The organism is Verrucosispora sp. CNZ293, from assembly GCF_002754655.1.
In genome coordinates, this window is record NZ_PEFR01000001.1 from 3,865,042 (window position 1) to 3,878,133 (window position 13,092).

General features: G+C 73.2%; 7 protein-coding genes. 1 reads left to right on the plus strand and 6 read right to left on the minus strand.

Features of this window, described 5'->3' with window-relative positions:
- Positions 1 to 64: 64 nt before the first annotated feature.
- Positions 65 to 5,002: an SCO7613 C-terminal domain-containing membrane protein gene (locus CLT74_RS17510; RefSeq protein ID WP_099847498.1), complete on the plus strand. Its 4,938-nt coding sequence runs from the start codon at positions 65 to 67 to the stop codon at positions 5,000 to 5,002.
- Positions 5,003 to 5,149: 147 nt separating this feature from the next.
- Here CLT74_RS17510 and purE read toward each other — a convergent pair whose 3' ends face one another.
- The 6 genes from purE to mca all read right to left on the minus strand — a co-directional run bounded on the left by purE (position 5,150) and on the right by mca (position 12,918).
- Positions 5,150 to 5,641, minus strand: coding sequence for a 5-(carboxyamino)imidazole ribonucleotide mutase (gene purE, locus CLT74_RS17515; RefSeq protein WP_099852231.1), 492 nt, complete (start codon positions 5,639 to 5,641; stop codon positions 5,150 to 5,152).
- Between the two features lie 5 nt (positions 5,642 to 5,646).
- Positions 5,647 to 6,834, minus strand: a complete 1,188-nt coding sequence (locus CLT74_RS17520; protein ID WP_099847499.1) for a 5-(carboxyamino)imidazole ribonucleotide synthase — start codon at positions 6,832 to 6,834, stop codon at positions 5,647 to 5,649.
- A 51-nt stretch (positions 6,835 to 6,885) separates the two neighbouring features.
- Positions 6,886 to 8,925 carry a thioredoxin domain-containing protein gene (locus CLT74_RS17525; RefSeq protein ID WP_099847500.1) on the minus strand — a complete coding sequence of 680 codons (2,040 nt, stop codon included), beginning with the start codon at positions 8,923 to 8,925 and terminating at the stop codon, positions 6,886 to 6,888.
- Positions 8,926 to 8,982: 57 nt separating this feature from the next.
- Positions 8,983 to 11,490: a putative bifunctional diguanylate cyclase/phosphodiesterase gene (locus CLT74_RS17530; protein WP_486582739.1), complete on the minus strand. Its 2,508-nt coding sequence runs from the start codon at positions 11,488 to 11,490 to the stop codon at positions 8,983 to 8,985.
- Positions 11,491 to 11,691: 201 nt separating this feature from the next.
- On the minus strand, positions 11,692 to 11,988 hold the full coding sequence (locus CLT74_RS17535; protein WP_099847502.1) for a hypothetical protein: 297 nt from the start codon (positions 11,986 to 11,988) through the stop codon (positions 11,692 to 11,694).
- Positions 11,989 to 12,036: 48 nt separating this feature from the next.
- Positions 12,037 to 12,918 carry a mycothiol conjugate amidase Mca gene (mca, locus tag CLT74_RS17540; RefSeq protein WP_099847503.1) on the minus strand — a complete coding sequence of 294 codons (882 nt, stop codon included), beginning with the start codon at positions 12,916 to 12,918 and terminating at the stop codon, positions 12,037 to 12,039.
- Positions 12,919 to 13,092: the final 174 nt, after the last annotated feature.

A 13,092-nucleotide genomic window follows, 5' to 3' on the forward strand; every position in this document is an offset into this window, starting at 1 on the left:
AATTCCCGGCCCGCTTTGGGCATGCTGCGACAGTGGGAATCCACAGTGCGGGTGGAGGGGTGTCGTGGCGAACTTTCAGTGCCCTTCGTGCGGCCGGGAGATCAAGCCGGCGGTTCGCTGCCCGCACTGTGGTGCGCATCAACCACAGTGGTCCGAGCACCTGGCGGAGATCGAACGCTCGATCGCGGAGTTGAAGGCCCGCGAGGCCGCCATCGCCCGGGAACAACGGCAACTCGCCGCGAAGATGCAGGCGGCGCTCTTCCAGCGGGACATCCTCTCGCACGCCGGCAGTCAGGGTGACGAACGGCTCCGGCAGGCCACCCGTCCCCGCCGTGTGCTGCGCCGTCGTCCGCCACGCCGCCCCACGTCCGAGGGTGCCTCGCCGCCCCGCGACGGCGCCACCGCGCCGCCCCGGGTGCCCCGGCAGGGCGCCGCCGCCGGCGACCAGGATCCGCCACCACCACCTACCGAACCTGTCTGGCTGGACGTCGACGACCCTGAGCACCCGCCGGAGGCGTCCTCCCGGGAGGTCCAGAACATCCCGCTCGGCCTCGGCGCGCTGCTGCTCGGCGTCGCCGCCGTGGTGTTCGCCGTGGTCGCCACCAGCTCGATGGACGCGCTGGCCCGCCTCGGCATCCTGCTGCTGGCGACAGTCCTCATGCTGCTCGCTCCGCCGGTGCTGGTCCGGCGCGGACTGACCTCCACGGCCGAGACCATCGCGGCTGTGGGTCTGCTCCTGGTGCCCCTGACCGGGTACGCCCTCTGGGCGGTGGACCGGATCGGCAACGGCGGCGCCTCCGGAGCGGTTTTCGCCGGAGTGATCTTCGCGGTCACCGCCGCCGTCTCGGTCGGCTACGCCGGGTGGACCAGGCTGCGCGCGCCCCGGTTCGCCGCCGTGCTGGCCGCCCAGCCGGTGGTGCCACTGCTGGCGTACGACCGGATCACCGGCCCGGCCGGCTGGGCCCTGGTGCTGACAGTTGTCGCGTTGCTCGACCTGTGGCTGGCCCGTTCCCCGGTCACCGTGGAGCAGCCGCTCACCGACGCGGTGGCCGACTCCGGCCGGCCGAGCGCGCCCCGGCAGCGTTCGACCGAGGAGAACCCGACCGACGGCAGGCCGGAGGCGGCCCCGGAGGAGGGCGGTGAGCTGCTGGACCTCACCGTCGGCAGCGCCGCGACCGCACCGACCCGACCGGTGCCGGGGCTGCGGGAACTGACCTGGGCGCTGCACGGGGTGGCGGTCGCCGTCGCCCTGGCGTACGCGGTGACCGCCCTGCTGCGGACCACCACCGTGCCGGGCGCGGCCGGCACCGGGCTGGTGCTGCTCCTCGCCGCCACGGTCTGCCTGGCCGGGACGCTCGTGCTCCGCCGTCCGCCCCTGCCCGACCTGGGCGCTGGCGTGTTCACCCTCGCCGTCATCGGCGCCCTGGGTCGGGTCGCCTCGGTGGCACTTCCGGGCCGCGCCCTGCTGCTGATCGCGCTGGTAATCACGGCCACCGGGCTCGCCGTCCGGGCGGTACCCGAATCCGCCCGGCGGGGCCCGCAGCTGGCCTCCGCGGTGGCGCTTACGGTCAGCGGGGTGGTGGTCGCCGGCAGCGCGTTGCGCGCCGGGATCGCCCCGATCCAGGCCGCGCTGCCGGCCTGGGCGGCGGACCTCGACCGGTACCCGGCCGAGCTGGCCGCCGCCGTGGGACCGGCCGCCTGGCAGCTCGCCGCCAGCGCCTTCCTGTTGACCGTGGCCGCGGTGCTGGCCCTGCCGCCGGAGATCCGACGCGAGTTCGCGGTGACCGGCGCGGCGCTCACCGCGCTGGCCGTACCGGCCGCCTTCGGACTGGCCTGGGCATGGGCGCCGTGGCCGATGGTGCTGACCGCGATCGGTATCGGAGCGGCCGGCCTCTCCGCCCGTACCCCTCGCGCCGCGCTGGCGCACGCGGTGGCCGCCGCCGTGGTCGGGCTCGCCGGTGCCGGGGCGGCCCTCGCCCGGCCGGCGTTGACCGCCGCGGTGCTGCTCACAGTCGTCGTGGCCGGTGCGCTGATCGCCGCCACCCCCCGGATCCGGCTCGCCCCGGCGGCTGCGGACACCGTCTCGGCCTGGGCTGCCGGAGGTGCCGCCTTCGCCCTCCCCGGCGCGGTGGCCGCCTTCGTCGCGGCCACCCTCCCGGTCGACGCCACGCCCACCCCGGCGAGCCTGCGCGAGGCGACCGTGCCGGTGCTCGCGGCGAGCTTCCTCGCCGTCTGCGTCACGCTCGGCTACGCCGCCATCGTGCAGGTGTCGCAACGCCAGATCCCGGTACCGCTGTCGGTGGGCACCGGCCTGGGCGCGTTGGTGGTCGCCGCGGCCGGATTCGGCTCACCGGGCGCCACCGTGGCGGACGCCTGGGTCAGCGCCCTGCTACTGGTCTCCGCAGTGCTGCTGTTCCTGGCCCCCTCGATCGACACCGGTCGCCGCTCCGATCTCTCCCTGGACGGCTCCGACCTGGCAGCCGCCGCGGTGACCGCCGCGCTTGTCGCCACTCTGCTGCGGATCGGCACGGTACTCGCACCGGCCGGGCAGCTCGCCGTCGCCGCCGCACTGGTCCTGGTGGTAGCCGTGGCGGCCCGGGCGATGCCCGAGGAGTGGCGCCGAGGGCCGGTGCTCGGCCTCACCATCGGTGGGGTGCTGATCGGGCTGCTCGCCGGCTGGATGGCGCTACGCGGCGGTGTCGGCGTGCTGGCCACACCCGGCCCGATCTGGAACGGCGACCTCAGCGGTTGGCCGGCCGCGCCGACCGGCGGTACGACCTGGCAGGGCCCGATCGCCCTGGTGCTGCTCGCGATCGCGGCGGGCATCCTGCTGCCACCGCCCTGGCGATACGACGTGGCCGGAGTGGCGGTCGTACTCGCCACCATCGGCGCTCCCGCCGCGTTCGAGCTGTCCTGGTGGTCGCCGGTCCTGATCGGCGGCATGGTCGCCACCATCTTCGGAATGGCCGCGGTCGCCACGATCGAGCCCCGGGCGGCACTGTCCCGGATCACGGTGGCCGGGGTGGTCGCGCTGCACGCCGCCGGCGCCGGCCTGGTACGACCGTGGACCACCGCGCTGGCCCTGGGCAGCATCGCGCTGATCGGCGCGGTGGTGGCCGTGCTGGCCCGCAACATGGCCGAGCCGCTCGTCGAGGACATCGAGGCGGAGGGCATGCCGCCGCACCTGGCGCAGATCGGTGGCGCCGGCGTGGGCGCGGCCCTGCTGGCGCTGCCGGGTGCCACCGCCGCCCTTGCCGTCGAGTTCGGCCACGCCCCCCAGGTGGTGCTCACCGCCGGCCTTGCCGCGTCCAGTCTCGGCCTGGCCGCGGTGGCCACGGTCCGCCGGCAGGTCCCCCAGTATCTGCCCTGGGCCAGCGCCGGGGTGGTCGGCGGGGCGAGCGTGACAGCGCTCGCCGCCGTACCTGTCGCGTTGCCCGTCGGTGTCTACGCGGCAGCGGCGGCCCTGCTCGGGGTGCTCGCGGAACTGGTGCGGGGGGCGACCGAGCCGCCGGCCGGCGCGGCCCAACCGGTGCGCCGCTGGACCGTGCTGCTCGACGGTGCGCTGCGTCGACTGCCCGACGACAACCGGCGCCGGTGGCGGGTGAGCCCGGCCGCCGGTGCGCTGGCCGCCGCCGCCCTACCGACAGTCCTGGCCCTGGTCTCCATCGCCCCAGCGCTCGTCGCGGCCCTCGCCGACCCGCACCGCACGGTCGGCCGGATCTGGCAGGGACCACCTGCGGTTCTGCTCGACCCGCCCCCGGCAGCGGTCAACCCGACCCATGTGCTCACCGCGCTGCTGCTCACCGTGACGGCGGCCCTGGCCGCCACCGGGTTCAGTGGCGGACGCCGGTCCCGAGCCGTGCCGGTGGTGCTGCCCGGCGCCGCCGTCACCCTGCTCATCGCCCCGATCGCGCTCGGCGGCGGCTGGCCGGCGAGCACGCTGTCGGCCCTGGCCGTGTTCACCATCTCGATGCTGGGGCTGGCGCTGACGCCACCGCCGGCCCTGGTGGAGCCGGCCCGCTCGTTACGGCTGGCCCGGGTTCTGGTCTTCGTGATCGGACTGGCAGCGGGTGGAGCCGGCCTGGCCGGCAGCCTCGCCACCCGGGAGCTGACCCTGTTCACTCTCGGCGGTGCGGTCGGGGTGGGGCTGGTGGCCGCCCTCTACGGCCTGACCTCCCGGGCCCGTCTGCTCGGCTGGCTGTTCGCCTCACTGATGGCGCAGCTGTTCGTGCTCACCGCCGGCCTGGTCGCCGGGCTCGCCCCGGTCTGGTCGGCGTTCGGGGTGCTGGCGGTCGGCGCGGCGTTGCAGGTCTTCTCCGCCACGCTGCCCCGGCTTCGCCGCCCCGAGGCACGTCGCGAGGCGGCGACCGTGGAGTGGAGCGGACATGCCGCAGCACTCATCGCGCTGGCACTGGCCTTCGACTCGCCCCGGCACATCGCCGCGCTGCTCGCCGCCTGGGGTGCGGTTCTCGGCCTCGCCGCGACCCGACCCGGACGCCGGCCGACGGAGCGAAGGATCCTGTTCTGGGCGGTGGTGCTCTGCGAGATCACCGCCTGGTGGATCCTGATGCGGGTCGCCGACGTGGCCCTGCCCGAGGCATACACGCTGCCGTTCGCCGCGCTGGCCCTGCTCGTCGGGGTGCTGGAGCTGCGCCAGCGCACCGATATGAGCAGCTGGGTGGCGTACGGACCGGCACTGCTCGCCGCCTTCGTGCCGACCCTGGCGATCGTGCTGGCCACCGATTCGAGCACGATGCGCCAGGTGCTGCTGCTGCTCGGCGCGGTCGCCGTACTGGTCTTCGGCTCGATGACCCAGCAGCAGGCACCTGTCATCGTCGGTGCGGTGGTCACCGCGATCGCGGCCGTGCACGCGCTGTTCAGCCTCGGACCGTGGCTGGCGCTGATCCCGGTCGGCTTCCTGCTGCTGATTCTCGGCGCCAGCAACGAACGCCGTCGCCGCGCCCAGGAACGGCTGCAGACGGCGTTACGCGGCATGCGCTGAACCGGGTCGGCACGCAAGGACAGGCTGGCACGCAGACACGGGCTGACACGCAGGCCGCGCTGGCATGCAAGGCCGCGCCGGCACACGAGGCCGCGCTGGCAGCATATGGGCGGCAGGCGAGCAGGCCGGCAGGCGAACGGGTGTTTGCTAGGCCAGGGAGGCGCGGAGTGCGGCGTCCTTCTCGGCGACCAACTGCTCCAGGTCGGCCTGGTACGCCGACATCCGGTCGAGCAGCGCGCGGTCAGCGGTGGCGAGGATGCGGACGGCGAGCAGCCCGGCGTTGCGGGCGTTGCCGATCGACACGGTCGCCACCGGCACCCCGGCCGGCATCTGCACGATCGACAGCAGCGAGTCGATGCCGTCGAGGTGCTTCAGCGGCACCGGTACGCCGATCACCGGCAGTGGGGTCACCGAGGCGACCATGCCGGGCAGGGCCGCCGCGCCGCCGGCTCCGGCGATTATCACCTTGAGCCCACGGTCGGCAGCGGCCCGACCGTAGTCGATCATCTTGACCGGGGTACGGTGCGCCGAAACCACCTCGACCTCGTACGGCACCTCGAACTCGGCCAGCACCTCGGCGGCGGCCTTCATCGTCGGCCAGTCCGAGTCGCTCCCCATGATCACACCGACCGTGCTCACGCTGCTCATTCCTCCGCTGTTCCGTCCCGCAGCAAGTTGGCGGCCCGGGCAGCCCGGGCGCGCACCTCGTCCAGATCGTCACCGAGCACCGTGACGTGGCCGATCTTGCGGCCGGGGCGCACCTGCTTGCCGTACAGGTGAACCCGCGCGGTCGGCTCGGCGGCAAAGAGATGGTGCAGCCGCTCGTCGATCGACATGCCGCCGGGCTGCCCGCCCAGCACGTTCGCCATCACCACCACCGGAGCGGCCAACGAGGTGTCGCCCATCGGGTAGTCCAGCACTGCCCGCAGGTGCTGCTCGAACTGCGACGTCCGGGCCCCCTCGATGGTCCAGTGCCCCGAGTTGTGCGGACGCATCGCCAGCTCGTTGACCACCAGCCGGCTACCGCCCGGCCCCGCCGGATCGGCCACCTCGAACAGCTCAACGGCCAGCAGGCCCACCACGCCGAGTTCGGTGGCCAGGTCGATGGCGAGCTGCTGCGCGGCGACCGCCAGTTCCTCGGCCAGGCCGGGAGCCGGTGCCAGCACCTCGACGCAGATCCCGTCGCGCTGCACCGTCTCGACCACCGGGTAGACCGCGACCTGCCCGAACGGCGAACGCGCCACCTGCACGGCGAGTTCCCGGCGCAGCGCCACCCGTTCCTCGACGATCAGCTTGGTGCCGCCGGCGAGCAGTGTGTCCGCTAGTTCGGCCGCCGCGGCCGGGTCGGTGGCCGGCCAGACCCCCCGCCCGTCGTACCCACCACGGGCGGCCTTGACCACGACCGGCCAGCCGACCTCCGCGCCGAACGCGACCAGATCAGCGGGGGACGTGACAGGTCGCCAACGCGGGTTCGGCGCGCCCAGGGTGCCGAGCCGCTCCCGCATCACCTGCTTGTCCTGGGCGTGCACGAGCGCGTGGGCGGGCGGGAACAGCTTCACCCCCTCGCCGGTCAGGGCCCGGATGTGCTCGGTCGGGACGTGCTCGTGATCGAAGGTGACCACGTCGCATCCCTTCGCGAAGGTACGCAGCGCGGCCAGGTCGGCGTGGTCGCCGTACTGGACATCGGCGGCGACCAGGGCCGCGCCGTCGTCCGGGGTGAGCGCGAGCACACGCAGCGACTGGCCGAGGGAGATGGCGGCCTGGTGGGTCATCCGGGCCAGTTGGCCGCCGCCCACCATGCCGACAACGGGCAGACCGGTACGGGAATCCATAGCGGCGTCAGCCTATCCGGGCCGGTCGCGGCACCCTGCGGCGGATCCGGCTCAACGTAGCTGCTCCACCAGCTCCTCGACACCGGTGACCGGACGCTGGCAGACGAAACCCCGACAGACGTACGCGGCTGCCCGCCCGTCGACAAACGGACGGCCGGCGAGCAACGGAATCCCCGGCTGGTCCGGAGCGCCCACGACGATCACCGCACCGGGCGGGGCGTGCCGGTACGCCGCCGCCACCAGCGGATCACCCGCCGGGTCGTCGGTCGCCACCGCGATCTCGTACGGCCCGGAGAGCAGCGCCTCGCCCGCGGTGGCCGCGTATCCGGTGAAGCGGGCGTGCCGCCCGACGATCGGCGCGACAGTGGCCTCCGCCGCCTCCGCCGCCTCGCGGTAGCGGTTCTCCCCGGTCAGCGCCGCGTACGCGACAAGCGCCGCGACGATCGCGGACCGGCCGGAAGGAGTGGCATTGTCCGTCGGGTCGGCGGGCCGGGCGACAAGTTGCTCCGCGTCGTCGGCGGTGTCGTGGAACGCCCCGCCGGGCGCGGCGAAATGTGCCAGCGCGACGTCGAGCAGCTGACCGGCCAGTTCCAGCCAGCGGCCTTCACCGGTGACCTGGTGCATGGCGCAGAACGCCTCGGCCACGCAGCCGTAGTCCTCAAGCACGCCGGCCGGATCGCCGACCCGGCCGTCCCGGGAGGCGCGGCGCAACCGTCCGTCGACGACGTGCACCCGGGCGAGGTACTCGGCGGTGTGCCGCATCGCCCCGTCGGCGACGATGGTGACCCCCTCCAGCAGGTTCGCCTCGCCCTCGGTGCCGATCCGACCGCTGGTCTCGACAAGTCGGACGAACTCGGCGAGCGCGGTCACCGCCAGACCGTTCCAGGCGGCCACCACCTTGTCGTCGCGTGCCGGCTGGGGCCGGCTGTCCCGGGCGGCCAGCAGCCGGCGGACCACTCCCTGCCAGCGCTCCCGTACCGCCGGATCGGCGTCGTCGACGTCGCGCGCCAGTCGCAGCACGCTGGTGCCGTGCTCGAAGCTGCCGGTGTCGGTCACCGCGAAGAGGTCCGCGGCCCACCGGCCGTCCTCCTCGCCCAGCACCTGGACCAGCTCGGCGGGCGTCCAGACGTAGGTGAGACCCTCGACGCCCTCGGTGTCCGCGTCCAGCGCCGAGGCGAAACCCTGCTCGGGCCGGTGCAGCTCGTCGGCGAGGAACCGGGCCGTGTCCCGGGCGACCCGCAGCGCCAACGCGTCGCCGGTGAGCCGCCACAGCTGGGTGTAGACCCGCAGCAGCAGTGCGTTGTCGTAGAGCATCTTCTCGAAGTGCGGCACGGTCCAGTGCCCGTCCACCGCGTACCTGGCGAAGCCGCCCGCGAGCTGGTCGTGGATGCCACCTCGGGCCATCGCCTCGCAGGTGTGCCGGACGATCTCCAGGCTCCGGGCCGAGCCGGTGCGCTGGTGGTGGCGCAGCAGGAAGAGCAGGTTCATGTGCGGCGGAAACTTCGGTGCCCCGCCGAAACCGCCGTTGACCTCGTCGTACTCCTTGGCGAGCTGGTCGGCGGCGGCGTCGAGCAGCTCGGCGGTTAGCGGCGCGGTGGGACCGCCGACGGCCTGCGCGCCGCCGATCGCCTCCACCACGGCGGCGCCCTGGCGCAGCACGGCGTCGCGCTGCTCCCGCCAGGCGGTCCCGACCGACTCCAGCAGCCGGACGAAGTTCGGCCGGGGGAAGTACGTGCCGCAGAAGAACGGGGTGCCGTCCGGGGTGGCGAAGACCGTCATCGGCCAGCCGCCCTGACCGGTCATCGCCTGGGTGGCGGTCATGTAGACCGCGTCCACGTCGGGCCGCTCCTCGCGGTCCACCTTGATCGACACGAAGCCCTCGTTGAGCAGCGCGCCGACCGCCTCGTCCTCGAACGACTCGTGCGCCATCACGTGGCACCAGTGGCAGGCCGAGTAGCCGACCGAGATCAGCACCGGCACGTCGCGCCGTTTCGCCTCGGCGAACGCCTCGTCACACCAGGGCCACCAGTCCACCGGATTGTCGGCGTGCTGGAGCAGGTACGGGCTCGTCGCCTCCGCAAGTCGATTCACCCGACGACCATATCCACCCCACCCCAAAACTTTTTGATCAACCCGGAGACGGGGTGGTCAGGAGGCGCCGTCGGCGCGGAGGGGGAGGACGTTGTTGGGGGCGGTGTCGCGTAGCGAGCCGAGAACGGCGGCGATCTTGTCGGCGGGCATCGGCTTGAAGAAGTGGTAGCCCTGGGCGGCGGTGCAGCCCAGCTCGACGAGCGCCGAGCGTTGCGCGGCCGTCTCCACCCCCTCGGCCACCACCCGCAGGCCCAACTGGTGGGCCAACCCGACGGTGCTGCGTACGATGGCCGCCGCCTCCGGTGAGTCGGCCATCTGGAGCACGAAGGAGCGGTCCACCTTCAGCTCGTCCACAGTGACCCGGGCGAGGAACGCCAGGGACGAGAAGCCGGTGCCGAAGTCGTCCACAGCCAACTGCACGCCCATCGACCGCAACGTGGTGAGCACCTGGTCGATGACCTCCAGTTCGCTCATCACCACCGTCTCGGTGATCTCCAGGACCAGCCGGTCCGCTGGCACCTGGTGTCGACGCAGCGCCTCGGCGATCTCCGCCGGCAGCCGCGGATCCAGCAGGCTACGCGCGGAAAGGTTCACCGAGATGGGGACGTCCAGGCCCTCCCGGGCCCAACCGGCGGCCACGGCCAGCGCCTTGTCCAGCACGTAGCGGGTGAAGGCGCCGAGCTGCTCGCTGTTCTCCACCGGCCGGATGAAGTCGGCGGGCCCCAGCCAGCCACGCCGTGGATGCCGCCAACGGATCAACGCCTCCACGCCGGTCGGTGCTCCGGTGACCAGGTCCACGGCCGGCTGCAACACGAGCACCAGTTGGTCGTCGGCCTGCAACGCCTCCCGCAGCTCGGCGAGCAGGGCGAGCTGATCGGTGCTGGCCGCGTCGCGTGAGCTGTCGTACGCGGCCACGCTGACGCCACCGGACTTGGCCTGGTACATCGCGATGTCGGCCCGGCGCAGCAGCTCGGTCAGATCGGCGGTACCGGCTGGGGCCACCACCACCCCGACGGATACCTCGACGGACATCCGCACCCCGGCCACCTCGGTGGGCGCGGCCAGCCGCTCGGCGATGTCCCGAGCCTGGCGCAGCGCGTACGCCATGGGTGCGGCGCGGTCACCGACCACCGGGACCGAACTCAGCAGCAGGGCGAACTCGTCGCCACCGAGGCGGGCCAGCAGGTCGCCCGCGCGGGCCAGGGAGCCCAACCGGTTCGCGGTCAACCGCAGCAGCTGGTCGCCGGCAGCATGCCCGAGGGTGTCGTTGACCTCCTTGAACTGGTCGATGTCCAGCAGCAGCAGGGCGACCGGATGGTCGTGGGCCAACTGCCGCAACGCCTGGTCGCCCTTGCCGAGCATCGCCGCCCGGTTGGCCAGGCCGGTCAGCGGGTCGTGCACCGCCTCGTACGACGAGCGGGCGGTGACCAGACGCAGCTCGCGGTGGGTGGCGGCATCGTGCAGTGCCGCCGCGAGGGTGTCGGCGAAGGCGGCGTGGGCGTCGCGTTCCCGTCCGGTGGGTGGCGCGGTACGGGGGAACCGCACCCGCAGGCGGCCCACCCGGGTCTCACCGACCGACAGGTCACGGACCAGTTCCTCCGGGTCGGGCTCGTCATCGCCGGGCGGGGCGATCTCCCGGTCGACGACCTGGCCGCCGGGGTCGCCCCGGTAGCGGCGCCACCGTCCGTCGCCTCGGGCCACCTCCACGTCGACCGTCTCGGCCTCGAACAGTGCCAGCGCCCCGGTGACACCCGCCGTGGCGACGCCGCGCTCGTCGAGTTGGTTGAGCGCGTTCGTGGCCTCGGCGAGGGATCGCCAGGTACGCCGATCGCGGTCCTCCCGCAGCCGTTGCCGGTACGTCTGCTGCAACAGCCACAGTGGAGCAGGCAGCAACAGCAGCCAGCGTGGGTCGATCTCGATCAGCACCACCACCAGCAGGCCGACCACCACGTTGCCGACGAACATCAGCAGCTTGCCGCGGAGCGCGGCGAGCAGCGGACGCCCGATCGGCATGCCGTGCCGCAGCGCCAGCATCATCGCGCCCAGCCCGGCGCCGGCCAGCAGGTAGGCAGCGGCACCGGCGGCCACCGCGAGCGCGAGTGACGGGGTCGGCGTGGCCAGCATCGGCGGGCCCAGGGCGGTGGTGACCGCCACCGCCAGCGCGGTTGCGGCGGTCTGCGCGCCCGCTACGCGGAGCACGTCGGCTGTGGTTCGGCCCTCGTCCACCGCCGAGAGTGCCGTCCAGGCGAGCGTGACGCCGAGCAGCGCGGCCGCCGGCAGCCAGCCGGGGGGTACCAGATAGAGGCAGACGATCAGCGCGGCTTCGGCCCAGGTGACGTTGACCACGCCGGCTGCGGCGCGGAATCGCAGCCGGGCCAGTTGGGACAGGGCGAAGAGGGCGACCGCGAGACCGAACCGGGCGGGCCCGCCGAGCCGGTCGTCCGCCGGCAACCCGACCGGCAGGCTCAGCCCCACGACCGCGGTGACGAGCGCGGTGCCCACCAGGACGGCGGTGAGCAGGTGCAACCCGATCGACGTGCCACGGCCCGGGGGCCGGTCGAACAGTTGACCGGCCCTGCCGGAGGTCACCGACCCCCTCCCGCCGGCCTGGAACAGGCCACGCGGCGGGCGGACATGACAGCGGTGGTCATCAGCGCCCCCTCCCGCGCAGCTTGAGGACTTCTGGTCCCCCCGGCGGAAGGCTAAGCCAAACCCGATGGTCGCAACAGGGGTCGACCATCCGGTTCGGCGTGAATCATGCTCCGATCAGCCCTCGCGGTGCTGCTGGTGCCCGTTGGGGGCATCCGTGGATGAATCCTCCGTCACGATCCCACCTGTCGGATCACCGACCGAGCGGTCCATCGCCTCCGGGCCTGGTGCGGTGGGCTCCTGGCCGGGGAAACGGTCCGGGAGCCGGCGCAGCCGGGCGTTCATGTTCCGGATCAGCAGCACGGTCGCGGCACCGAGGACGAGGATGAGGAACAGCCCCATCGGCCCGGCCAGACCACCCGTGCGGGTGTCCCCGAAATTGTTCTGGGCGAGCACCTGGACAGCGGTCAGCATGGGATTCCTCCGGTTCGCGGTGTGCGCCCAGGGTAGCCCGGTGCCCGCTCAGCGGGCATGGCCCGTCCCCCGTACCCCCGCGAACAGGTCGGACTCCGGCATCGGGCTGTCGACCGAGGAGCGGACCAGCTCGAAATCCTCGGTCGGCCAGGCACGCTGCTGCAACTCCATCGGCACCTGGAACCAGAAGCCGTCCGGGTCGACCTGGGTGGCGTGCGCCCGCAGCGCGTCGTCGCGCACCGGGAAGTACTCGGCGCACGGCACCCGGGTGGTGATCCGGGGACCCTTGTCCGGCCGGTCCTCCCAGCGGGTCAGCCACTCCGCGTACGGCGACTCGACCCCGGTGGCGACGACGGCCTCGTGCAACGCCAGGATCTTGCCCTTGGAGAAGCCGATGTCGTAGTAGAGCTTGAGCGGCTGCCACGGCGCACCCAGCTCGGGGTAGCGCTCGGCGTCGCCGGCCGCGTCGAAGGCCGCCACGCTGATCTTGTGGCACATGATGTGGTCCGGGTGCGGGTAGCCACCCTCTTCGTCGTAGGTGGTGACGACGTGCGGCCGGAACTCACGCATCAACCGCACCAGCGGACCGGCGGCCACCTCCACGTCCTGGAGGGCGAAGCAGCCCTCGGGCAGTGGCGGCAGCGGGTCACCCTCGGGCAGACCGGAGTCGACGAAACCCAGCCACGCCTGCTCGATGCCGAGGATCGCGCGCGCCGCGTCCATCTCCGCGCGCCGGATCTCGGCGATGTTCGCCCAGACGTCGGGGCGGTCGAGCTTGGGGTTGAGCACGCTGCCCCGCTCACCGCCCGTACACGTCACGACCAGTACGTCCACCCCTTCGGCGACGTACTTCGCCATCGTCGCGGCGCCCTTGCTCGACTCGTCGTCGGGGTGCGCGTGAACGGCCATGAGTCGAAGTTGCTCTGCCAAGGTTGGCGCTCCTCGTCTCTGCCCACCGGCGACCCACCCCGGGCCCCCGTTGACCTGCCGAATTCCTCCCCGTAGCGGCACCGGACCGCGCCGGCCTGTCATATTTGACCCCGGCCGTACGCGACGCTGAGCCAGATCCGGCGACCGAGCCGAACGAGGAATGGCGGACTCTGC

Excerpts from the sequence above, each read along its gene's own strand:
- CLT74_RS17520 (WP_099847499.1), bottom strand. The coding sequence starts at position 6,834 with ATGGATTCCCGTACCGGTCTGCCCGTTGTCGGCATGGTGGGCGGCGGC.
- CLT74_RS17535 (WP_099847502.1), bottom strand. The coding sequence starts at position 11,988 with ATGCTGACCGCTGTCCAGGTGCTCGCCCAGAACAATTTCGGGGACACC.